Source organism: Thermoflavimicrobium dichotomicum (assembly GCF_900114055.1).
GTDB classification, from domain to species: domain Bacteria; phylum Bacillota; class Bacilli; order Thermoactinomycetales; family Thermoactinomycetaceae; genus Thermoflavimicrobium; species Thermoflavimicrobium dichotomicum.
Map to the genome: position 1 here is coordinate 1 of NZ_FORR01000007.1, position 24,524 is coordinate 24,524.

Annotated in this window: 22 protein-coding genes; 3 read left to right on the plus strand and 19 right to left on the minus strand. The window is 43.0% G+C overall.

Going from position 1 to position 24,524, the window contains the following annotated elements; genetic code table 11:
• Positions 1-527 precede the first annotated feature (527 nt).
• The 9 genes from spoVAEA to BMZ78_RS08550 all read right to left on the minus strand — a co-directional run bounded on the left by spoVAEA (position 528) and on the right by BMZ78_RS08550 (position 7,756).
• The gene (gene spoVAEA, locus BMZ78_RS08510; protein ID WP_093229554.1) at positions 528-1,088 is read right to left on the minus strand and encodes a stage V sporulation protein SpoVABEA; all 561 of its coding nucleotides are present in this window, start codon (positions 1,086-1,088) and stop codon (positions 528-530) included.
• Positions 1,089-1,117: 29 nt separating this feature from the next.
• On the minus strand, positions 1,118-1,540 hold the full coding sequence (locus BMZ78_RS08515) for a stage V sporulation protein AB (protein WP_093229773.1): 423 nt from the start codon (positions 1,538-1,540) through the stop codon (positions 1,118-1,120).
• Positions 1,527-2,150 carry a stage V sporulation protein AA gene (locus BMZ78_RS08520; protein WP_175482371.1) on the minus strand — a complete coding sequence of 208 codons (624 nt, stop codon included), beginning with the start codon at positions 2,148-2,150 and terminating at the stop codon, positions 1,527-1,529. The genes BMZ78_RS08515 and BMZ78_RS08520 overlap by 14 nt, the downstream gene beginning before the upstream one ends.
• A gap of 270 nt (positions 2,151-2,420) precedes the next feature.
• Complete coding sequence (locus tag BMZ78_RS08525) at positions 2,421-3,707, minus strand: DnaJ domain-containing protein (protein WP_093229557.1); 1,287 nt, start codon at positions 3,705-3,707, stop codon at positions 2,421-2,423.
• A gap of 228 nt (positions 3,708-3,935) precedes the next feature.
• Entirely contained in the window at positions 3,936-4,604 is a 669-nt protein-coding gene (locus tag BMZ78_RS08530) for a tetratricopeptide repeat protein (protein ID WP_175482372.1), read from the minus strand.
• Positions 4,605-4,736: 132 nt separating this feature from the next.
• Complete coding sequence (gene sigF, locus BMZ78_RS08535) at positions 4,737-5,525, minus strand: RNA polymerase sporulation sigma factor SigF (protein WP_093229560.1); 789 nt, start codon at positions 5,523-5,525, stop codon at positions 4,737-4,739.
• Between the two features lie 10 nt (positions 5,526-5,535).
• On the minus strand, positions 5,536-5,994 hold the full coding sequence (gene spoIIAB / locus BMZ78_RS08540) for an anti-sigma F factor (RefSeq protein ID WP_093229561.1): 459 nt from the start codon (positions 5,992-5,994) through the stop codon (positions 5,536-5,538).
• On the minus strand, positions 5,991-6,344 hold the full coding sequence (spoIIAA, locus tag BMZ78_RS08545; protein WP_093229563.1) for an anti-sigma F factor antagonist: 354 nt from the start codon (positions 6,342-6,344) through the stop codon (positions 5,991-5,993). Before spoIIAA ends, spoIIAB begins: the two co-directional genes overlap by 4 nt.
• A gap of 251 nt (positions 6,345-6,595) precedes the next feature.
• Entirely contained in the window at positions 6,596-7,756 is a 1,161-nt protein-coding gene (locus BMZ78_RS08550) for a D-alanyl-D-alanine carboxypeptidase family protein (RefSeq protein ID WP_093229564.1), read from the minus strand.
• A gap of 472 nt (positions 7,757-8,228) precedes the next feature.
• Between BMZ78_RS08550 and BMZ78_RS08555 the strand changes: the two genes are divergently transcribed.
• Positions 8,229-10,775 carry a PIG-L family deacetylase gene (locus BMZ78_RS08555; RefSeq protein WP_093229566.1) on the plus strand — a complete coding sequence of 849 codons (2,547 nt, stop codon included), beginning with the start codon at positions 8,229-8,231 and terminating at the stop codon, positions 10,773-10,775.
• 212 nt (positions 10,776-10,987) lie between these two features.
• On the opposite strand, the gene BMZ78_RS08560 is transcribed toward BMZ78_RS08555, so the two are convergent.
• The 9 genes from BMZ78_RS08560 to spoIIM all read right to left on the minus strand — a co-directional run bounded on the left by BMZ78_RS08560 (position 10,988) and on the right by spoIIM (position 21,145).
• On the minus strand, positions 10,988-13,258 hold the full coding sequence (locus tag BMZ78_RS08560) for an immune inhibitor A domain-containing protein (protein ID WP_093229568.1): 2,271 nt from the start codon (positions 13,256-13,258) through the stop codon (positions 10,988-10,990).
• 526 nt (positions 13,259-13,784) lie between these two features.
• Positions 13,785-15,110 carry a pyrimidine-nucleoside phosphorylase gene (locus BMZ78_RS08565; RefSeq protein ID WP_093229569.1) on the minus strand — a complete coding sequence of 442 codons (1,326 nt, stop codon included), beginning with the start codon at positions 15,108-15,110 and terminating at the stop codon, positions 13,785-13,787.
• Positions 15,107-15,934, minus strand: a complete 828-nt coding sequence (locus BMZ78_RS08570; protein WP_093229571.1) for a purine-nucleoside phosphorylase — start codon at positions 15,932-15,934, stop codon at positions 15,107-15,109. The genes BMZ78_RS08565 and BMZ78_RS08570 overlap by 4 nt, the downstream gene beginning before the upstream one ends.
• A 19-nt stretch (positions 15,935-15,953) precedes the next feature.
• Positions 15,954-16,775 carry a purine-nucleoside phosphorylase gene (locus BMZ78_RS08575; protein ID WP_093229572.1) on the minus strand — a complete coding sequence of 274 codons (822 nt, stop codon included), beginning with the start codon at positions 16,773-16,775 and terminating at the stop codon, positions 15,954-15,956.
• Positions 16,776-16,890: 115 nt separating this feature from the next.
• Positions 16,891-18,072: a phosphopentomutase gene (gene deoB / locus BMZ78_RS08580; protein ID WP_093229574.1), complete on the minus strand. Its 1,182-nt coding sequence runs from the start codon at positions 18,070-18,072 to the stop codon at positions 16,891-16,893.
• Positions 18,073-18,184: 112 nt separating this feature from the next.
• On the minus strand, positions 18,185-18,424 hold the full coding sequence (locus BMZ78_RS08585; protein WP_093229575.1) for a DUF4227 family protein: 240 nt from the start codon (positions 18,422-18,424) through the stop codon (positions 18,185-18,187).
• A gap of 149 nt (positions 18,425-18,573) precedes the next feature.
• A complete protein-coding gene (ald, locus tag BMZ78_RS08590; RefSeq protein ID WP_093229577.1) occupies positions 18,574-19,698 on the minus strand; it encodes an alanine dehydrogenase in 1,125 nt (374 codons plus the stop codon).
• A gap of 185 nt (positions 19,699-19,883) precedes the next feature.
• Positions 19,884-20,378, minus strand: coding sequence for a ferric iron uptake transcriptional regulator (fur, locus tag BMZ78_RS08595; protein WP_093229578.1), 495 nt, complete (start codon positions 20,376-20,378; stop codon positions 19,884-19,886).
• An 86-nt stretch (positions 20,379-20,464) separates the two neighbouring features.
• The gene (gene spoIIM / locus BMZ78_RS08600; protein ID WP_093229580.1) at positions 20,465-21,145 is read right to left on the minus strand and encodes a stage II sporulation protein M; all 681 of its coding nucleotides are present in this window, start codon (positions 21,143-21,145) and stop codon (positions 20,465-20,467) included.
• Between the two features lie 155 nt (positions 21,146-21,300).
• On the opposite strand from spoIIM, the gene BMZ78_RS08605 reads away from it, so the two are divergent.
• Positions 21,301-21,840 carry a DUF420 domain-containing protein gene (locus BMZ78_RS08605; protein WP_093229581.1) on the plus strand — a complete coding sequence of 180 codons (540 nt, stop codon included), beginning with the start codon at positions 21,301-21,303 and terminating at the stop codon, positions 21,838-21,840.
• Between the two features lie 263 nt (positions 21,841-22,103).
• The gene (locus BMZ78_RS08610) at positions 22,104-22,826 is read left to right on the plus strand and encodes a hypothetical protein (protein WP_093229583.1); all 723 of its coding nucleotides are present in this window, start codon (positions 22,104-22,106) and stop codon (positions 22,824-22,826) included.
• Between the two features lie 140 nt (positions 22,827-22,966).
• On the opposite strand, the gene BMZ78_RS08615 is transcribed toward BMZ78_RS08610, so the two are convergent.
• Positions 22,967-24,328: a hypothetical protein gene (locus BMZ78_RS08615; RefSeq protein ID WP_093229584.1), complete on the minus strand. Its 1,362-nt coding sequence runs from the start codon at positions 24,326-24,328 to the stop codon at positions 22,967-22,969.
• Between the last annotated feature and the right edge of the window lie 196 nt (positions 24,329-24,524).

Here is a 24,524-nt window from a genome sequence, read left to right on the forward strand (position 1 = left end):
CACATTCTGCTTTGGGATATTTATCCCCTAAAGAGTTTCGTCAATCTATAACTTCAAATGTTGCTTAAATGTCTGGACAAACGGGGTTCATTAAGAGGTCATTAACCTCTTGATCATCTTCAACAACGAGAATTTTTATATTTTCCAACTCGACCACCTCCGAAATCTTATTTTTCAGTGCCATTAATGCATCAATCTCATTTTTTAGGTGTATTTTTAATGTCATTAAAATAGATAAATGTGACATAATTAAATTAGGTTGAATCAAGAGAGATGATTACATGGCAAAACAAGAATTTCGTGAAGATATGATTTTGGATGAAATCAGAAGGTATATAAACAGGAATGTCCAGAACAGAGAAAAGATCGAGGCGATATGCCCCGATCTTTTCCATTCACAATCAAAAAGGAAGATGATCCTGAAACTGGCTTTCCAAGTACTTGCCATTATCCCACAACAGGATCTTTAAAAATGATAGCTTGGATCAGGCTGGTGGTTTCATACATGCATTTCAGCTTCCCAAGCATTATCGATACATATTTAATATTAATTGCACAGCCTTGGTTGTAATGGGTGCTCCGATCCGAACATGATCTTTTCTCCTCATCTTTCCAATATCCCCAATTCCAATAACGATGGGGACCTGAATATGATTGAGCACTTCTACGGTATCTCCATAAATTCTGAGCGGCTTATTTTTTTGGATCTGTCCATCTTTATCGATACAATGACTAACAATTTGTCCATGCAAGTCCACTGCCATATGAATGGGTGTTCCTCTCCCTTTTGTACAATTGGATGCAACCGCAATCACCCCGAGCACCTGAATATCCGGATGGGATGCTACATAGCGAAGCGCTCGCTCTCCCATTCCTTCTTTCGCATTTCCGCAATCATCAAACATAACCAGAACAGGGTCATACGGCGTTTGCTGAATCAGTGCAACCAACATGGGACCGGAAAGTGGCGTTGGATTTCCCGACGACAGTGAAATACACCGTCCCCCAATCTGCTTTGCTACCAGTTCCAATACTTCTTTTGCTATCTGATCACCATCTGTAACGAGAATCACTTTTCGCTTGGGCATACCGCTCATCCCTCAGTTGCTCTTTTTCACTACCACACCTGAAAAATTAACCACTGAAACAGTGACCCAAAAATTTTTCCCAACGCCATGGCCATTAATATATAAAGAAGATAGTCTTGAATATGTAGACGTTTCACCATGATTGGCAATACATTCAACACTTCTGCCAATGCAGCGGCCAGCATTCCTACAAACATTCCTGTCAGAAGTCCCAAAAAAGCCGTAATAAAAACCGGCGCTTCAATCACCCATCCGCGCAAATCAAACCATGTAAACAGAACAACCCCCAAAACAATGCCATATTCGTATAAATGAATCATTTTCCCTGTTTTACTCAACTGCACCAATCGTGGAACAATACCCAAAACGGTAATAAAGGCTACAAATCCACTACCAACAGCAAAACCACCTGCTAATCCCAGAAAAATCAATAATAGATTATGGAGAACCATCATAATCCTTTCGTTCCGCTTTCTGTTTTTCATCATCGATAATAAACTGGTCAATTGCTTCTTGATATAAAAACATTTCCAGCTCCATCGGGCTAGGTTCTTCATTGAACCGCTTTTTAAATAAATGATTAAAAAAGAGAATCATCCCGACACCGATTCCAATGGAATACGGGATCTGTAAAACCAATGGATTCTTTTCTTTCTCTCCTGTTACCAAATAATAAATCCGCTCATGCACTTCTTTCATATTTACATCTGTATGAAAGTTCATGATAGCCAGTCCCGACCCCGTAAACAAAAAGATCCAAATCAGAACAATGGACAATTTTTTGGGAATCCGGATCGGTGTCATGATCTCGACGATCGTTTGCAAGGGTCCAATATTGCGCAAATCCGCTTGAGGAACATGTTGCCGGATTCGTTCAATCACTTCTCTTAATTCAATGAGAGCATAATTTCCATGAGCCAAATCGACTGTATGAATGGGAAGATCCTGTAGATATTGCCATTTTTCATCTGCAACCAAATAACAAATATCTTTCAAACGCAGCAATTGCCCACATTGAACGAGAACTTTTTTCTTTAATCGCAGATAAATCACCGTCTCCATGGGCAAGCTTCCTTTCAACATACAAGTTTCCATTAGTATGTACCAAATCGTTTTCTTCCTTTCTAACGTCGCTCGAAAAATAACGAAATCAAATTATTATGATTATTATGGAACCACCCGATTTTCATGGATAAAAAAGACCAGAACCCAGGCGAGTTCCAAAAGCCAACCGGCGAGAACTGCTAATAAGGTTCTGGTCATTATTTTTTGGCTTTCAGGATGTAGCCATGCTAAACTTCCTGTAAATTGTCAACGAAGTACCCCATTGTCTCAAGATGTACCATCTCCAGGAGGAGTGGTCCCGGTACCACCATCCCCAGGGTTGGTTCCATTGTTACCATTCCCTGGTTCGGTCCCGGTATTCCCATTTCCCGGGTTGGTTCCATTGTTGCCACTCCCTGGTTCGGTCCCAGTATTTCCATCCCCGGGATTGGTTCCAGTATTGCCATTTCCAGGAGGAGTGGTTCCGGTACCATCATTCCCAGGCTGTTGCGGTTGCTGGCCATTTGCTGGCTGGGTTCCTGTATTCCCGGGATTCGACTGAGTTCCTCCGTTACCCGAATCGGAACCCTTTCGCCCATTCCATTGATCTGGTTCGGATCCCTGATCTTCCTGAGGTTCTTCTGCTTTCTTTTGCTGATTGTTCATATCGCTATTTTTCGCTGGATTTTCATGATTACTCGGAGGTTGCTGCTTCTGTTCATTCATGGCGTAAACCGCCACACCCAGCACGAAGATCACAGCAACGAATATGGCGGCTTTACTTGCCCAACCACTCTTTTTCACTCGTTCTGTCTTGCGTTCCTGTTTTTTCTTCGGATGATGCCCGACGACATTATGTTCTTTTGATAAACGCTCATCCAGTATCTTTTGTGCATCATCACTTCCCAGTTGGGCCGCTTTAACAAGCCATTGAATTCCTTCTGTTGTATTTTTATTGAATGAATCTCCATCCAACAGCCTCTGTCCCAGCTCTGTCATGGCTGGAATACTTCCCGCTTCGGCAGCTTTTTTCAGCCATTTCTCTCCTTCTTTGACATCGAGCGGCAAGAATTTTCCCTGTAAAAAGTAAAGAGCCAACTGATACATGGCTTCCAGATTTCCCAATTCCGCCGCCTTGATGATCCATTCAATCCCTTTCATTTTATCCGTGTTGCTGGAATTACCCTCCAGCAACTTTCTCCCTAACTCCACCATTTCATCCGCAGTAGGTTCAGGGTCTGATTTTTTTGCTTCGGTATGATTTTCCTCATCCTGTTTATCTATCAGCTGATCGTTTTTTTCAGGATCCGTTTCCTGTTTCCTCTCTTCTTGACGTACTTCAAAAGTCGAAAGCGCTGTGATCTTTTTATCGTATTCTTTTCTCTTCTCCTCATCCAGCAAGACATCTTGCATTTCCTCTAAACGGCGCAACATGCGCTCTGCTTCGACACGTCTTTCAAAATCGGGAGAATTGGTACGTTGATGCCAAATGCGTTGCTTCTGATAAATGGCTTCCTGAATCTCTTCTGTCGATGCCGAAGGAGATATCTCCAATATTTCATAGTAGTTTTCCATCTGTTAACTTCCCCTTCAGTACTTGGTTAAAAGTCTATGCCAATCAAGAGTAAAACACTGTTGTACACAGTTAGTTGACAACTTTCCATTATATACCGTTTGTCAACAGGCTTGGTACTGTAGTACAATTTCCAGTTATATTCTACCATTCATTGTACTAGCAAACACGTTTTCTTTCATTCATTTTCTTTCAAAAAAAAGAACCCTTGAATCGGGTTCTCAAACTAACTAATCTACTAAAAACCGTAAAATTTCCAATTCAAAATAGATTCCTAACACAATCAAAAGAACAATCGCCCCAATTCCGACCATCACCCAACCTGCTTTTTTACCAACCTTTTCTCGCTTGTTTACCTTTGGTAACTTCTCTACTGGATATCCCAGTTCCAATACTTGCGTGATCCAATTTGTACCCTCGACATTTTCCGGAGATTGTTCCAACAAGTAACAACCCAATTCAACCATCGCTTCCATATGTCCTGCTTCTGCAGCTCTTCGCAGCCATCTTTCTCCTTCCTCGGGATCCCTAGCCAGTACATCCCCCTGACAAAAACACCGACCAAGTCGATACATAGCCTGCGGATTTTCACGAAAAGCTGCCCGAATAATCCAACCAATCCCGTTCGCTTTGTTTTGCTTCATCTGATTGCCATCAAACAACCGACATCCCAACTGGCACATTGCTTCTGTATGCCCTGCTTTGGCGGCACTTCTCAACCATTGTTCTCCTTCTACAACTTTGCCTTGCTCGAAATAATGCTGGGATAATAGAAACATCGCTTCTACACTGCCATTTTCCGCAGCATGAATCCACTGGAACTCAATCGTTTCTGTCAAATGTTTCTCTTGAAAATCCACTTCTTCTCTTGTTCTTACATTGGCTTTTTCCCGTGTCATCGCATAACCTTCCATCTATTCTGACTTTCATTTAAGATTGTTGATAAAAAGTCCGTTTTTGGCATCAGGATTCTTTTTCTTTCGATATCATATGTTTTTCCCACAAAAAGCATGAAACAAAACAAAAACACCTCATCCAGAGGCGTCAGGAAAGTCCTGATTCATATCCGGTTCAAGCTCTGCACGCATACGGGAAATGATCTTTTTTTCTAACCGTGATATCTGCACCTGGGATACACCCAATCGCTCGGCCACTTCTGCCTGGGTTTGGTCTTTGTAATAGCGAAGATAGACAATCAGGCGCTCCCGTTCACTCAATCGATGAATCGCATCTTTGAGTGCCAACTTGTCAAACCAGGTGGATTCAGATTCATCCGCGATCTGATCCATTAAAGTAATCGGATCTCCATCGTTCTCATAAACATTTTCGTAAATGGAAGCAGGCGCTCGGTTCGCCTCTTGTGCAAAGACGATCTCCTCCGGGGCCACTCCCAGTTCTTTAGCAATTTCATGAATCGTGGGTACACGATCCATTCTTTTGGACAATTCATCTTTGGTTTTCTTGATGCGGTTGGCCATCTCTTTTAATGAGCGGCTCACTTTGACAATGCCATCATCACGCAAAAAGCGTTGTATTTCCCCAATAATCATCGGAACGGCATAAGTGGAAAACTTGACATCATAGGAAAGATCAAACTTGTCAACAGCCTTGAGTAACCCAATACAACCGATCTGGAACAAATCCTCCGCCTCATATCCGCGATTTAAAAAGCGTTGCACAACAGACCAAACCAGTCGAATATTATGCTGAATCAGTCGGTCACGCGCGCTTTGGTCACCGGCTTGACTCGCTTCAATGAGCTCACGAACTTCTTCGTCGGACAAATGTTGGTATTTATGATTACGCACATCAGCATCCATTGCGAATCCCTCAATTCGCCATCTTTTGCTGCTGATGGCTTTTTAGATATTTCACCATGTAAATGGTTGTGCCTTCACCGGGTTTGGAGTGAATCGTCACTTCGTCCATAAAATTTTCCATGATGGTAAATCCCATTCCGGACCGTTCCAGTTCGGGCTTGGAAGTGTACAAGGGCTGACGCGCTTCACTGACGTCCTGAATTCCAACACCATAGTCAGTCACTTGAATGCATACCCGTTTTCCTTCGATTTCCGCCCGGATGTAGATCATGCCCTCTCCATTTTCATAACCATGAATCACCGCATTTGTCACAGCTTCAGATACCACTGTTTTGATATCCGTCAGTTCTTCTACAGTCGGGTCCAGTTGAGATACAAAGGATGCAACGGCTACACGGGCAAAAGACTCATTTTCTGAGCGACTTGGAAACTTGAGCTCCATGAAATTCTTATGTACTTTTGGTTTCATGATGCCACCCCACACGCTGAAACTGCGCTTTTTTCATCCTCAAAAGTAGGAAGAATCTTGAATAGACCAGACATTTCCATCAAACGGTAGACCGAAGGCTGAATGGAACAGAGAACCATCCTCCCGCCCAGTTGCGATACTTTCTTGTATCTTCCCAGGATCATGCCTAATCCTGAGCTATCCATAAAGTCAAGATGTTTCAAATTCAACACCAGATGCGTGTAGATGTCTTTGGCCAGTTCGTGCTCGATCTGATGACGTACTTGCTCAGCCGTATGATGATCCAACTCGCCCATTAATCTAACAACAAGCACGTTTCGATAGTGCTTCATTTCCATCTTCAGACTCATTTATTCGCCTCCTCTTACAGCTTCCAAACTAATAATTCTATCCATTTCCTTTTATTTCCTTCTTTCTGCAGTAATCCGGATTCATCCATCCGTCAAATCAGTCCTTTTTTCGCCAAACAAAAAACCCTGCATCATACAGGGTTCAGCTGATTGACAAAGTTTCCGTCATATGCCGGTTTTCCTTTCCAGGTCGTTCAACTGGAAAAGGAAAACCGGGCTTGTCAACGGCCTCACTCCTGTAGCAAACAGGGTTAATCAATGAAAAAAATCTTCCTTAATGTCTTTTTGAAATTCGACCACATACTTGCTTTCTGGATGTCTTGTGTACTGATCAGCTCCAATTCTGCCACAGCACGTCCTTCTTTGCTGACCTGCACTTTTCCGAGAACCTGTCCTTTTTTGATCGGAGCTTCAATATTATTCCAGATAATCTGCTTATGATAAGACTTTGGGTCTTCCCCTTTGCGAATCAGAAGGCCAAGGGGGCGATTTGCCCGAAATTCTACCCACTCAGGTTTTCCTTTTGGCACTTGCTTTCGAGCAATGAGATCTCCTTTTTTGTATACCATGAGATTGGTATACTGATTAAATGCATAATCCAGCATTTGGGAGACTTCCTTGTTTCGAATCTTTGAATCCGGCTCGCCCATTACTACAGCAATGACTTGCATATGATCCCGTTTGGCCGTTGCTGTCAGACAAAAGCGGGCTTCCGAAGTAAAGCCGGTTTTTAACCCATTTACCCCTGGATAAAAACGAACCAGTTTATTGGTATTTACCAACCAAAATGGTTTGGGTGAGTTTTTGCGCAAATAATCCTCATAGATCCCCGTATACTTTGTAATCTCGGGATGCTTTAACAATTCACGGGACATGACCGCAATATCATGAGCGGAAGAATAATGATTGTCCGCTGGCAATCCATTGCTATTCTGAAAATGTGTATTCTTCAATCCCAGTTCAGCTGCACGCTTATTCATCAGTTCAACAAAATGTTCTTCTGTTCCGCCAATATGCTCAGCCATCGCAACAGCGGCATCATTCGCTGAAGCCACCGCAATGGCCTTGAGCATATCCTCCACACTCATTTCTTCCCCAGGCTCCAGGAAAATTTGCGAACCTCCCATCGTCGCTGCCTTTTCGCTCACTCGTACCTTGTCTTTCAGCGAAATTTTTCCCTGGTCGAGCGCTTCCATGATCAGTAACATGGTCATCACTTTGGTGATGCTGGCAGGCGGCAATTTCTCATGGCTGTTCTTCTCAAACAGGATCTTGCCTGAAAGTGCATCCATCAACACGGCAGAACGTGCCTGTGCAGCCAATTCCACTCCCGGTTCGGCAAAAACATGGAAGGGACATAGGGCAAAAGCCACAAACCATACGACCAACATGATGCCGAAACGCTTCATCATAATCCCTCCTATTCTTGTGTCATTAGTCTGAACGATTCGGAGGGATATTATTCCAGCTTTTGTTTTTACTACAATACAATGGAGATGTTTAAAATCACTACTGTTAAACGTGAACGTGTAAAAATACAGATTCCATCTCCAAAAACAAAAAATGCCGGAATTGCAAGAGGTTTAACACCCTCCTTTGTCCGACGCTCGCTCTCATCCCCATAGCTGAAGCTAAGGTTTTCTCGCTCGCAAGGATATAAAGTCACATGTGACAGAAGCTGTCACCACAGGCTGATAAAAAATCTATTATTGAAAACAAAATAAAACCAGAATAGAAACCGTTTTCATAAGGAGGAGATTAGTTTTCTCCTGTTTATGCGTCATTTCTTCGATTCTCGTAATATTTTATATTTGAATAATGCTGCCCATTCTGTTTTCATAGAATTGTAACATTATTTGTTATAAATTGAACTGGAGGTGTAATATGGCAGTTAGGAAGCCACGTTTTGGGATTTCTGTTTTGCTGGTGTTGCTACTGATTGTCAGTCTCGTGATTCCTGCTGGAGCATTTGCGCAGGTACAGGCAGCAGAGAAAGACGTGGAGTTATGGAAGGCGCTTTTGCCTCTGGATACGGTGGTCAGTTTCATGAACACGGGTGCACATCCAGATGATGAACAGAGTGCCTTGCTGGCCTACCTGTCTCTTGGAAAAGGCGTACGTTCGATCAGCCTGATCGCCAACAGGGGTGAGGGCGGACAGAACGAGATCGGAAAAGAGCTTTTCAATGCCTTGGGGATGATTCGTACCCGGGAACTGGAAGAGGCAGCGAAGTTACTCAACTTGCATCTGATCCTGTTAAGTGAGAAGCCGGATGATCCCATCTTTGATTTCGGTTTCTCCAAGTCTCCTGAAGAGACCCTGCAAAAATGGGGAGAGGAAATCACCTATGAGCGATTGATCCGCAGGATTCGGGAGACTCGCCCTGATATCGTCATGCCTTCATTTCTTGATGATCCGTCCCAGCATGGGCATCACCGTGCAATCAGTCAGTTAACTCAAAAAGCATTTGAGGATGCAGCCAATCCAAAGGTTTTTCCGGAACACCTGAAGCGAGGACTGCAGCCATGGCAAGTGAAGAAGCTCTATCTGCCGGGGACAGCCAGCACAACGACGCTGAAGTTCAACATTGGCGGAAAAGTGGATCCAGTCTATGGTCTTACCTATCCCCAATTGGGAGAAGAATCCCGAAAATACCATAAATCACAAGGGATGGGCCGGGATCTTCCGGTTGCAGACTATTATGTTAACCTGCAACTGGCCAAGTCTGCAGTGGGGAAAATCGGAGCGGAACAGACGATTTTCGATAACCTTCCCTATGACTTCCGAGAATACGGCGAGAAAGTAAAAGATAAGAAGACCAAAGTGAAGCTTTCCCAACTGCAGGCTCAGTATGATGCGGCGATCAAAAGCTATCCAAACCATGTGAAAGTGACTCAAGAAGTGCAAAAGGCACTGAAGTCTACCCGTGAACTGATCAAGGATTTAAAAAAGCATCCTCTTGCGGGTGAACAACAGTCCGATCTATTGTATCGTCTTCAAGTGAAAGAAAAACAACTGGAGCATGCCAGTGCCGTTGCTTCCAGGGTAAAAGCATCACTTGATGTAAGTGATGGTGTCTGGACACCTGGTTCTGCAAAAAATGTGACAATTCAAATCCAAAATGACAGCACGACCAACCTTGCAGATATTCAGGTAAAACCCGTTCTCGCAAATAAGGACTGGAAAGCAAAAATCAAGGCGTTTAAACACCATCTTGGCAATGGGGACAAGCTGACCATCTCTGCTGAGGTAAAGGCTCCCGCTAACAGCAACACTTTCTACGAACCTTACCAACCATCCGCTGTACAATTTGACGTGAGCTACAAGCTTTATGGGGAAACTGTCACTCAACGAGTATCCGTGGATCCTCTGAAGCAAACGGTGGCCTTGCTTCCGGACTGGGGACTGTTGCTTACACCCGAATCCGGAATTGTCAATACAGAGAAAAAACCGGATACGAAAAAAGTGACCGTGCAAGTCACGAACTACCTACAGGGTCCAAGCAAAGGAACTCTGGAATTGCAGCTACCTGAAGGCTGGAAGGCAGAGCCGAGCAGTCAGTCGGTAGAGTTTCAAAAGTTTTTGGAAAGCAAGAATGTAACATTTACCATCACGACTTCTGCTGAGATCAGCGAGAAAAACTATGCAGTCCCAGTGGTAGCAAAAGTGAATGGCAAAACGTTCTCAAAGCAAGTACAAACCATCTCCTATCCTCATATAGGAAAAGTCTACTATGTTCGGGATGCCAAGGCCGGTTTTACGGGAGTATCTTTAAAATTCAATCCAAATCGAAAAATCGGCTATGTCGAAAGCGGTTTTGACAATGTGTCCAACGCTTTGAAAGAAGCTGGACTCAATGTTCATTCTCTCACTGAAGCTGATCTGAAATCCGGAGATCTGAGCCAGTACGATACCATCGTCGTCGGAATCCGGGCTTACCTTTCCCGTAAAGATCTGTTGGAGAACAATCAACGCTTGCTCGACTATGTGAAAAACGGTGGCCATGTAGTGATGCAATACCATAAGCCAAGTGACAACTGGAAACAGGAGCTGGCTCCATACCCGCTGATCCCTGGAGATCCACCCATTAACTGGCGGGTAACCGATGAGAATGCACCGGTAACCTTCCTGGATCCAAACCATTCGATTATCAAAGGACCGAATCTCATCACCTCCAAAGACTTTGACAACTGGGTGCAGGAGCGGGCGGTATATTTCCCATCCACATGGGATGAGCAAAACTATAAACCACTCTTCTCCATGGCAGATCCGGGAGAAAAACCTTTCACTAGCGGGGTACTGGTAGCAAACTATGGAAAAGGTACCTACATCTATACCAGCCTGGTACTTTACCGTCAAATCCAATCACAAGTGCCTGGTGGTTATCGCCTGATGGTCAATCTCATTGAACATCCATATCAATCATCATGACATAAAAAACCGGACTCCAAAGCTAGAGTCTCCATTCGTTAACCAAGTCTTATTTTAATGAAGGGCTTCTTTTCCGTTTCTCAACTGGAAAAGGAGCCCCTTTATTTATACACTCCACCAAGGGTTACAAAGACCCAAATCCCATATTCTGCATTTAAAAAGAGCTGCTACCCCTTTCGCAGGGTAACAGCTTTTGCACTTTTTCCTATTTTCTACTTCTTCGCTTTGGAAACTTCCACGACTGCTCCAGCGTTGCCCAGTACTTTCACCTGGATTTTCAAACCGAGTTTCGGTAACAGTTTTCCACCGCTTGGGTTGTAAGGCGTGGAATAATCATTGCGATCATCAAAGAGAGTCACACCTGGATAACCTGGATAATTGAGCGTTTTGCCATCTCTCGTGATGGAAATCGGTGTGGTCTTGAATCCAAATGCTGCATCTTTGATTTGAACACGGGTTGTCCCTGGGGTATTGTCACTCCAGAAGATGCCTTGTTGATGTGAATCGACAACTCCCAGGAAGCCTTCACCTGGGTGGTTACCCGTTTGGTTATCTTCACCATAGCGTCCGTCATAATACCAGATGACGACACCTGGATCATAGGTGATCTTGTTACCGGCAAATCCGACTTGCTGCAGGCCTTTATCTACACCATTATGTGTACGGTACTCCACGAGATAGTAGTTGGGGAAATAAACAGGTGCACCATCAAATACCTTAAAGCCTTTCAATTCTAACTTGGCTTGTCCTTCTGCATCATCTGCAAATATTTCCTGGTCATTCGCCTTTACGGAGATGTTATCAATATAAGCTGCTTCCAGGGCTAATCCACCATCGGTTTGATACTGGAATTCGATGCGAATCTTTTTGCCTTTGAACTCAGAAAGGTCAACCGTTTGTTTTTCCCATTCTTTTTTGGTATCGGAATATATTTTAACCCGTTTTGGCTCTGTTCCATTTTCTTCATATACATTGATATACAGATAGTCATAATCTGTTTCAATATCTCGCCACAGATCAAAGGTTAGCGTAGCTGTATTTGCCTGGGTCAGATCAAGCACAGGCGTGATCATTCGATTATCGAGGTTATCACCTTTGCCTGAGAAATAGGATTTTTTACCTAATGGTTGAGTTGGCGGAGCAAGCGGACGATCAGGCAAATCGATTTTCAGGATTTTTCCTTCGGAAGTATTGGCTACTGCTTCTTTCAGTGATAACAATTTTTTGCCTTTCAACTCTTCAAATTTGATCGTTTTTGGTGCTGGCCAGTTTCCGCCATAGGTTTGGTTAAAGAACAGTTTAGCCCATGGGCTGAATCCGGTAGGTTCTGTGCCTGGGATCTTGCCAGCCCAGCTACCATGAGACATGATGGACCAATCTTCTACCGGCGAGCCTGTACCCGAGTATGCGGTATCGTATTCATCTGGCAGCCCCAGGTTATGACCATACTCATGTGCAAATACACCAATCGCACCATCTTCTGGCTGAATAATATAGTCAAATGCTTTCAAATTCGTTCCTGGAATTGGGGTTGGCTCAGGCAAAGTCCAACGATGGGACCAAATGGCATCTTCACCCTGTGCACCTCCACCGGCTTCTTCACCCATACCGGCATGAACGACAAACAGGTTATCGAGTAAACCGTCAGACTCCATTACATTTCCATCCTGGTCCAAATCATAAGGGTCACGTTGATCATATTTTTGTTCGTTCCCTGCAATCTCTTTGCCGATGGTCGCCAGCGTTTCCTTGACCAACTCACGGGGTCTGGCATCTTTCATGCCACCTTCATGCCCACCATAATACTTCGCCGTTTCTTTGGCCTGAATCCACGGAGTCACTTTTCCATCTACAACCCAATAGCCAGCCGATTGTTCAAGGTAATACTGCTTGACCGTTTTTCCGTTTTTACCATCCGGCAGGGTAATTCCTTTATCTCCAAAGATGAGATTTTGATAATGAGCAGGGCTGTAATCCGAATACCAGTTATTTGTATCTTCTTTTTTAATCTGATTGTGCTTTACATCTGAAAATTCGATTAATGCGACGACTCCGTTATCGACAAACTGCTTCTTCTTGATGGAAGAATATCTGTTTACCGCGTTTTCATCTGAAGCGTTGGCAATTCGATCAGCCACTTTTTTCTTTAAAGCTTTTTTCGTTTTATACGCTTTTTTACCTGCTTTTGTACGTGTATCGATTCCATCTGTTGTCACAGAAGGAACACGATCCTTGTTTACATATGCTTTTAAAGCGTTTTCAATTTCCTTTGGAGATGGATTTTTGCTTAATTTTCCCTTTTTAATCAAGCTTTTAATAAGAGCTTCTTCATTAATGACTCCCCAGTCAACTTGGCCCAGACTTTGGCTTTTTTGAATACCTTGCGGTTTCTCTTCAGCAAGACCTTGCACTGGAACCATAACCAAGGCACCCAAGACCAAGGAAGTCGAGAGCAGACTGGCGATTCTCCTATTTCTCTTCACTCTTTCTCCTCCCAACCAATCGATCCTTATATAGGTTGAAATAATGCAAAAATGTCTTTATCATTATAAAATAAATATATTAAATTGACAATATAGTGTTAACAATATTTTTTTATAGAAAGGTATAATTATATATATAAACAGTTATTGTAAAAATTTTGTAAATGATAGATGTTGTTGGTTTCATATACAAACGATTTAAAAGGACTATACTGAAAATATGGATACGTTTCTCCTGCGCTTCGGGATGGGTTCCTTCCTCCGTGACGACTTCTGTACCATCACAGTCACTCCGTAAGGAACCCATCCCTCCGCTTTATATAAAGTTTTTCATTGGTGTTTCTTGGCAACATGAGGGTCGGAGCGATACTTCTTTGCAGAAAAGCTGTCGGAACGAGTCGGAAATACAGAGCGGATGCCCAAATCGATTTGTAACTCAGGGACTTTTGAAATGACTTCTAAAAAAGAAAAAACCGTATTCCATAGTGAATACGGTCACATCGGAATACGGTTTTCTGTCCTTTTCTTATAGCCGAATGGTCTCTGTTGGCGTAACAATAGCCCGAATGAGTTTAGGTGGTTGAGCAGGTCGGGTTTGAATCTCAATCGCTTGTAATAATCGCTGTGTCACTTCATTGACCATTTCATTTCGGTTTACATATAAGGTAGCCAGCGGCTCGCCTTTTTTTACGGGATTGCCCACTTTTTTATGTAAAACAACGCCGACGGCATGATCGATTTGATCTTCTTTGGTCGCACGTCCTGCTCCCAGTCGCATTGCACAAAGACCAATCTCTTCTGCCTGAATACGGTGGATATAACCTTCCTGTTCGGCACGTACGACAATCTGTTCTTTGGCTTGTGGTAATAGCTCAGGGTGATCGACTTGATTTGGATCTCCATGTTGCCCTTGAACCATTTCTTTTAACTTGTTCAGTGCACTGCCATCACGGATGCATTGCTCCAGAACCGCTCTCGCTTCTTCGGCTGTTTGTGCGCGTCCCGCCAGGCAAAGCATGTGACTGCCTAGAACCAGGGTTAATTCGGTGAGATCCTCTGGTCCTTCCCCTTTCAGGGTATCAATCGCTTCCTTCACTTCCAGTGCATTTCCAACAGCGTAGCCCAGCGGTTGACTCATATCACTGATCACAGCAATGGTATTTCTTCCTACCAGTTTGCCGATGCTTACCATCGCTTTTGCCAAGCGAATGGCATCTTCTTCCTCTTTCATAAAAGCGCCATCTCCGGTTTTGACATCCAATACAATCGCATCAGCGCCTGTCGCAATTTTTTTACTCATAATGGAGCTGGCGATCAGCGGAATGGAATCGACGGTTCCGGTCACATCACGAAGTGCATACAATTTTTTATCTGCTGGCGTTAAGTTGGCTGTCTGACCGTTTACCGCCAATTGAATGCGATTCACCAGGTCCACAAATTCCTCGGTGGTCAATTCTGTCGAAAAACCTTGGAACGATTCCAATTTATCAATGGTTCCTCCCGTGTGGCCCAGACCACGTCCAGACATTTTGGCCACAGGTACCCCTGCTGCCGCCACAAGGGGGCCAAGAATCAGGGTAGTCGTGTCTCCAACGCCACCTGTACTATGTTTATCGACTTTAATGCCTCGAATGGACGATAAATCCACCTGATCACCAGAGCGAACCATCGCCATGGTCAAATCTGCGGTTTCCTGTTCATTCATTCCCTGAAAACAAACCGCCATGGCCCAAGCGGACATTTGGTAATCCGGGATGGTGCCATTGGTATAACCTTGAATCAGATACTCAATTTCTTCCTTGCTTAAAGCTTGTCCCTCTCTCTTCTTGCGAATAATCTCGACTGTATTCATGCCAGAGTAACCCCTCTCACGATAGCCTTCATCCATTTTTTGAATTGCGGTTTTGTCCGGTTCGCTACTTCAACCACCTGTTCGTGTGTCAAGGGTTCCAGCTCTTCACCAATCGCAATATCGGTAATGCAAGAAATGCCCAGTATCTTTAACCCTGCATGGCGGGCAGCGATAACCTCAGGCACAGTAGACATGCCGATCGCATCTCCACCAAGCTCCCGCATCATGATCAGTTCAGCAGGTGTCAAATAGGTAGGGCCACTCACCCCAACATACACACCCTGTTGTACTGCCAGCCCCAGTTCTTCCGCCATTCGCTTTGAAAATGCAATAAGTTCGGGGGTATATGCCGTAGACATATCAGGAAAGCGCAGACCTAACTCTTCCTCATTGGGTCCAATCAGAGGATTTGAACCCGTCATATTGATATGATCCTCAATGAGCATCAAATCGCCAGGCTTGAAATTTTTATTCATGCCTCCTGCAGCATTGGTAGCGATCAGCAGCTGAACTCCCAATTCTTTCATCACATAGACCGGAAAGACCACTTCCTGTTGCGTATATCCCTCATAGAAATGAAATCTCCCCCGCATGGCAACAACCGTTTTTCCTTCCAACTTTCCGATGACGAGCTGGCCGGCATGCCCTTCGACTGTAGATACCGGAAAATGAGGGATGTCCTGATATGAAATCACGGTTGCTTCTTCAATCTCATCAGCCAGATCTCCCAGGCCAGAACCCAGGATCAAACCAATTTGTGGCCGATGAGCGATCAGGCTCTCAATTTTTGCCTTCGCTTCTCTGATCTGTTGCAGCTTGCTCATCTGGATTCACTCCCACCATTTACAACTGTCTTAAAATGCCCCGCACCAAACCGATAAACTTTTCTTTCACTCTCTCTGCTGTTTCCATCACTTCTTCATGGCTTAACGGTTGTGGCAAAATACCGGCTGCCATATTGCTGATACAGGAGATCCCCAATACCCGAATGCCTGCATGGCGTGCGACAATGACTTCAGGTACGGTAGACATGCCCACTGCATCCCCACCGACTTTGCGAATCATGCGGATTTCAGCAGGTGTTTCATAGGAGGGGCCAAGTACTCCCGCATATACACCTTCCTGGACCTTGATTCCCTGCTCTTCCGCCACACGATGAGCCAATTGGCGAAGTTCGGCATCATATGCTTGCGACATATCAGGAAAACGAGGTCCTAGCTCTGGATCATTGGGTCCAATCAATGGATTGCGGAACATCAGATTGATATGATCACGAATAATCATCAAATCGCCCGGCTCAAAGGATTCATTCACACCACCCGCTGCATTGGTAACCAAAATCGTATCAACTCCCAATTCTTTCATGACACGAATCGGGAAGGTTACAGAAGCCAGTTCATGTCCTTCGTACAAGTGAAAACGTCCTTGCATGACCACAACCGGTTGATTCTCCAGCGTACCAATCACCAATTGACCAGCATGACCTTCAACCGTCGAGATGGGAAAGTGTGGAATTTGCCCATAAGGAATCGTTACCGGATCCTGAATTTCCTCTGCCAAAACACCCAAGCCGGAACCCAGAATGAGTCCAATCCGTGGCTGTATCGAGCTTTGTTTTTGAATCATGTCTGCTGCTTCTCTAATCTGTGCACGGGAAATATGCATATTCCCTTTCCTCCCTTTCTGAAAAAATCTTTTTCATCCATCCGTCAGAAACACTACCATTTCCTCAAAAAGCAACGAAAACGAGCCAGCCTCGTCATGGTCATTCACTGGTTGCTCATGAGAGCTCGCTTAAGAAACTTTCCCCGATCTTCGGTTTTGTCACACCAAAGTTCTCGGCAACCGTTGCCCCGATATCTGCAAATGTACGACGAATTCCCAATCCTTTCCCAACCGGTGACAATGTTGGGCTGTATACGAGAAGAGGTGTATATTCACGTGTATGATCCGTTCCATGATGGGTTGGATCGTTTCCATGATCCGCTGTAATGATGAGTAAGTCATCTTCTTTTAATGCCGCCAAAATTTCGGGTACTCGTGCATCGAACTCTTCCAGGGCTTTGGCATATCCTGCCGGATCACGGCGATGACCATATTTTGAATCGAAATCAACCAGGTTGACAAATGCCAATCCTTGGAACGATTCAGAGAGAGTGCGAACCAACTGATCCACGCCATCCATATTGGATTTGGTGTGAATGGAACGGGTAATGCCACTGCCTGCAAAAATATCCGATATCTTTCCAATACCAATGACATCCCAATTCGCTTCAGCCAAATGATTTAAAACCGTTTTCTCCGGTGGCTCTACGGAGTAATCCCGGCGATTGGCCGTACGGGTAAAATTGCCAGGCTCTCCGACAAAAGGACGAGCAATTACACGAATCACCGAGTATTTTTCATCCAATGTCAATTCCCGTGCCACTTCACAAATGCGATACAATTCCTCTAGCGGAACAACCTCTTCATGGGCAGCAATCTGGAAAACGCTATCGGCTGAAGTATATACAATTACAGCACCCGTTTTCATATGTTCTTCGCCCAGTTCAGCAATAATTTCGGTACCTGAAGCCACTTTATTACCTAATACTTTTCGTCCAATCCGTCGCTCAAACTCCTGGATTAATTCCGCTGGAAAACCATTGGGATACGTTTTAAAAGGGGTTTCGGTATAAATGCCCATCATTTCCCAATGTCCAGTGGTGGTATCTTTTCCTTTGGAAATCTCCATCATCTTTCCATAATGAGCACGTGGCTCACTGACTGGCTGAACTCCCTGGACCGGCTCAATATTTCCCAGACCCAGGCTCATCATATGTGGCATATGAAGACCGTTTTGATGTTCAGCAGTATGTCCTAATGTATGTACTCCCCGATCGTTATAATCTTCTGCATCTGGCAATGCACCAATTCCCACACTATCCAGGACAATCAGTGCAATCCGTGAAAATCGAGACATTGATGTAACCTCCTTTGGCAACAAAAAAAGAACGAACCATCCTTTGTTCGTTTTTGCTTTTTCGCCTTTTCCTCTTTATTTTAGTTAATCAGAAGCAAAATTAAAATGTTTTTTACTCTCCAAGCCAATAAAACACTTGCAAACGTGTTTTTACCTCTTCCACAAAAGAGGAAGCAGACGTCTCATTTTTTGCAAATACACGAATCGCCCCATCTTGGGGTTTATCATTTAAATCATCTGACTCAAAAAAAGTAGATAAAAATGAAATCACTTGATAAAATAATAGGGTAAATAATATAAATAGAATGAAGAATCTTAACCACCGTTTGATCCTTACAGAAAATATCATCATTCAACTCGTCCTCTTTTTCAATCTTGATGTATCCTTATGATTTTGGACGAAGAAATATGATTGCTTGGATCCGAACACCTTTATAAAAAAGGGGGCATTTTCCTGATATGGTTAACAGGAAAACGACCCCGTAACATCACCGTTTCCTATCAGATTTCTGCCATCACTTGATCGAGTGGTACATAAGGCAAGTTCAAGCTTTCGGCAACGGCCTGGTAAGTGACTCTTCCATTTAATACGTTGACACCACGAGCCAGCGCTTTATTTTCGCTTAACGCTTTTTTCAACCCTTTGGAAGCAATTTCAACCGCGTATGGTATCGTTACGTTGGTCAAGGCAATGGTAGATGTTCTTGGTACAGCTCCTGGCATGTTCGCTACAGCGTAATGAACAACGCCATGTTTCACATAAGTTGGATCACTGTGTGTGGTTACCCGATCAATGGTTTCAATCGAACCGCCTTGGTCGATGGCAACATCGACAATCACGGATCCTGGCGACATTTCTTTTACCATTTCTTCCGTAACCAAACGGGGGGCTCGTCTACCTGGAATCAATACAGCACCAATCAACAAGTCTGCTTTCTTCACCGATTGTGCAATATTGTAACTATTGGACATCAAGGTTCTCAAACGACCACCAAATTGGTCATCCAATTGACGCAGACGATCCGGATTTACGTCCAGGATGGTTACATTTGCACCAAGTCCCAGAGCCATTTTGGCTGCGTTGGTTCCAACCGTACCACCACCGATAATCACAACTTCTCCTGGCAGCACTCCGGGAACACCACCAAGAAGTACTCCTTTTCCACCTTTTGGCTTTTCTAAAAATTGAGCTCCAATTTGCACAGCCATCCGACCTGCAACTTCACTCATGGGTGTCAGTAGTGGCAACGCTCCATTATCCAACTGGATGGTTTCATATGCGATCGCAGCCACTTTTTTCTCCATCAAAGCTTTGGTTAATTCCGGTTCTGGAGCCAAATGCAAGTATGTAAAGAGAATTAGATCTTCCCGGAAATATTCGTACTCACTGGGTAGAGGTTCTTTTACTTTTAGAATCATGTCTGCCTGATTCCATACCTCAGCAGCTGTACCTAAAATCCGTGCTCCATGCGCTGTGTAATCTTCATCTGTAAAACCGCTTCCATTTCCAGCGCCAGTTTCAATAATAACTTCATGTCCTGCTTTGATGAGAGCATCAATTCCTGCCGGAGTAATCGCTACCCGATTTTCATTATTCTTGATCTCTTTTGGAACACCGATAATCACAAAAAAACCCCCTTATAATGTAAGGAACTTAAACTTAGTATGTCCAACTCATGCAAGAATTAAATTTGGCATTTCCAACGGCTATTCTACTTTATTTAAATATAAATTGCAAAGATCAATTCTGAAAATCCAATCGATAAACAAAGTAAGAAAATAAAAAAACATGAGACCTGCCTGGACAGATCTCATGTAACCTTGGAGTTAACGACTATCTTTTTTGGGTCTGTATGCTGGCTTTTTACCTGATTTTTACATCGATGGCAAATTCCATGGAAGGTAAGATGATGGTCGACAATCTGAAAATCAAATTCCGTTTCTACTTTTTTTTCGATAGGTGTCAATAAATCTTCCATAATTTCATCGACTGCACCACAATTGAGACAGAGCAAATGGTGGTGATGATGCTCAGCACCTTCTTGGCGGAACTCATAACGAGTCACACCATCACCAAAGTTGAGTTTGTGAATGATTTGTAAATCACTCAGCAGTTCCAACGTACGATAAACCGTAGCCAATCCGATTTCTGGAGCCTTCTCCTTCACCAACAGGTAGACATCTTCCGCGCTTAAATGATCTTCCTCATTTTCCAAAAGCACACGGACAGTTGCTTCCCGTTGGGGGGTTAATTTGTAGTTATGGGCGGACAATTGTTGTTTAATTTGTTTCACCCGTTCTTCCACATTCACACCCCCCTGTATTTCTGACTACATTATATGGGAGAAAAGACAGGGAAGTCAAATAGATAAAAGAAACTATAAAATAATAATTATTTTAATGATAAATGGATCATGGATGAAATCCAGCTCGTGTGAGGAAGCACTTTTTTCATCAACCATGGAGAAATGTAAGCCTCAAAACCACCTGCAACAATCAGCAAAATTCCCATTCCCATTGCCAACAATGAAAATGAGACAAATGATGGATAAATGGCACCACGATGATGAATCAGACGATTGCGTATCAATAACAATGAAAAACTGATCCCTGTCACAGCGACAATGATAAAAGTTGGAACCACAAACAAATTTTGGGGAACAATGGAAACACAGGCAAACCATAATCCATCCCAGGAAAGTTGATTGACCAGAAATCCCACGGTAAAACCAATCACCAATCCCTTGATAAAGATTAAAATCAATATAATGGGAATGCCAATGACAGACAGTCCCAATATCCATAATAAACCGATGGTCTTCAGATGATCTCCTGTCGCATGTTGAAAGGCAACAAAAGGTTCAGCAATCTGATCTTCATGTAACTGACGAAAAAAGTAACCCAAATAATTAAGCAACCCACTCTTTTGGTTTGGATCCAGCATATTGACGATAACTGTCCCAAAAACAACGCCCATCATGAATAGAACAGCTACAAAGATATACAGTGACTTCTGGTTTCTCATATGCTGATGAATGGTTTGGCTCCATCTGGCTTTTTTATTTGGAAACATTTTTTCCCCCCTATCCTCTTCCCTTTCAATCTATGATCCAAGGAAAGAAAATAGACTAGATAAGAGAGAAAGAAACGTTTCCGTGACAAAATTGCCAAAACACTAGATTGTCCATGTGAATCTATGTAAACTATTTGTGAAGAAAGGGTGAAAAAATGAGTGACCAACTACCAAAACAGCGAAATTATACACCATGGGTTGTCGGGCTTACCATTGTGATTAATGCCATCGTCGTTATTTTGATGGTCTCTCCCAAAGCAAAAGGATTTGATCATCTGGACCTGACTTTTTTGCCCATGCTCAATGCTATTTTCAACAGCTTTACTACCGTTTTTCTTTTGGCTGCACTCTATTTTATCAAGCAAAAAAACATCGTGATGCATCGTCGCTTCATTTTCGCAGCTTTTACAACAACCACCTTATTCCTTGTTACGTATCTCATTTACCACTCTCTAGCTCCTTCTACCCCGTATGGCGGAACAGGACCACTTAAATATTTCTACTATTTTGTACTGATTACTCACATTGTTCTCGCTGCACCGACTGTCTTTCTAGCCCTGCTGACAGCTGCACGTGGATTAAATATGCAAAAAGAAAAACACCGCAAAATCGCACGTTGGACCATGCCAATCTGGTTATATGTCAGTATTACAGGTGTGCTTGTCTATCTGCTGATTTCACCGTATTATCAATGAACAAAGTGGCAGGATCATTTTTCGTTTGCATTCGAAAAATGATCCTTTTTTCATCGAGTTTTATGCCTTTCTCCTCCTTCACAGATTTAAAAACAAGTCTCATAACTCCTCCACCGTTCATCTCACTTATCTATCTTTTTCGCTGTTCTTCATATTTTCTCATTGGTCAAATAAATATAAATAAAAGACATATTGCTATATTCAATTTAAATTATAATATATGAAAAGGATATGCTTTAACCAATTCAAAAGGAGTGCTACAGATGCAAAAAATTTCGAAGCTATGCGGATGGATCGGAGGATTAGCCGGTCTATTTGTTACTTTCCTGTGGTTTCCGCTATTGGTGAAAATCCTTGGTTTGAAAGAAGCCATTGATACCTATTCCTATCATCTGATGTGGACATTAGGTGGTTGGAGATATAACATTATCGACATCGCTGTTTCCGGTATCCTACTTTTGATTTTCTCTTTTCTATCCATCTGGTTGGTATGGAAAGGAAAAGAGAATGTCTGGATCCAAATTTCTTGCTTATTCATTACAGCTGTCAGTGGATTGTTATTGTTATTCCATATCTGGCTGATTCCATTTATTTTCCTGGGCCTTTCGATGTTTTTTGTCATTTTCGAACGCCAACGCATGGGCAAAATTTGCTGTTTGCTTGGTGGTATCGCAGGCATCGTTATTTCGATCTATTGGCCGGTTATGCTTGAAGAAAACCAAAATGACATCTTTCAAAACATGTTTCTGCTTGGTGGCTGGAAACACTTTGTTTTTCCATTCACAGTAGTGGAACTTGGTTTACTCGCCCTCACTTTCCTGTGTATGTTTATGATTTGGAAAGAAAAAGAATTGCAAACATTTCATCATGCTTTCCTGATTGGAACCAGTGTCATTGGATTGATTCTTCTGCCTTTCATCTGGTTTCTTCCCTGTGGTTTCTTTCTTCTCACCGTTTTCTTGTCCAGAAAAGCAAATAAAGTATAACCGTCCCTTCATAAAGGGATGGGCTTCCTTTTTCATTCACCCCCGCTCTATCATATGGGCAAAAGTCTTTCAATGGAAAAAGGAAGCCCCTGTTTGTCAACAATCTCACAGTCTCCTCTAATGGTACAGCTTTCTTGGGTTTACTTTAGTAACTTTTTGAGTTCTTCTTCTGAGGGTACCAGTTTCATTTTTCGGAAAATCACAGGCCAATCCGCTTGTGACGGATACCGTACCACATACACTTTCCCGTTCTTTTTGCGAATGATTTGATAATTCGTTCGCGCTTCTCGATAACTTTTTTCGGCATTGAACCACATCTCTTCCTCATATACATCAAGTCCCAACAAAAACAGTGGCGTATTCTTCAGCCGGTGATCCACAAAGTAAAAATCGGTTTGACTTAATTCCAGATTCGTCTCCGTCTGAGTAAGGCGAATTTGATGTTGCCACTTTTTTGGAAAATAAAACTGATAACCAAATTTCCTGTTATCAATAAATTGATCCAACAATCGAAACTGATTTTCCTTTGTCAGCTGAAACCACGAGTAAATCAACAGTTCTTCTATTTTCGGACTTGGCAAATGCTCATTCCTATGCGATGCCTGTTGTTTCACCAAAAATTCGATCATTCCATCCTGATTGACATCCTCACAGCTGACGATCCACATACGGTTCAATTGCTGCTGGATTATGGGAATAGATGACAAGTCCCTTAATTTCCCTTTCTCCATGATTAGGATATGTACCTGATTTTTTGAATGGTATACGGAAAATTGCAAAAATAAACCGGTCCTTTTCTGGTCGACATGCCCAAATCTCCATGTTCGTACTTTCATTGAATCCGCTCTTAAATACATGCGGTCAAATACCAACAGTTGACCCACCAATCCTTGATACACTTCGATCCGCACACGCTTTTTGTTCGGCTCTTTCGTCAACAACATCAAGTCGGACAATTGATCATGATCCAAATCTCCTACAGCTATTTCATGAACATTCTTCCTGAGCAATCGCTTTCTCTGTCTATCCCATTCACCATACACGAGAACAACACGATGGGCATTCCCTTTTATTCCGTCGATTCCCAATACCAATTCGAGCTGTTCATCTCCTGTCAGGTTTTGAAAATCCGCATATGCCAAATTGGTTCCCTCTTCAAACCATATCATCTGGCTCCACTTACCTGTCTCTTGTTTACGGACCATCAGGATTCCGATCTGTTTCGGTTTTTTCGCGCTGACAAAAAAGCCAATCCCTTCCCTGGTTCCATCTCCATCGATATCTTTGCAGATCCGCTTTGTATTTTTCATTTTTCCATCATCCATTTGTAACCACTGTGCATCTGCTGGAAGATATTTTTTCAGCTGTTCATTAATTTCTGCATTGGAGGGATTCGGTTGATCCGCAAAAAAAGCCTGACAACCTAGCGGCAATATGCATAAACATCCCCAAACAAAAATAAGAGCGATGCGATTCATCATGAATCTTCCTGGCCAGTTCATCAATAACACTCCTAAACGGGGTTCACGAAACAAAAGCAATAACCATAAACCAAACATATATTCTGCATACTACCATATATTTACTGTTTTGAAAAGTATATATGATTGACTTGCCGAAAGACTCAAACGATCATCAAGCAAAGGGGCTCCTTTTCTTTCTCACAAAGCAAGTAAATATCGCTTAACTGGAAAAGGA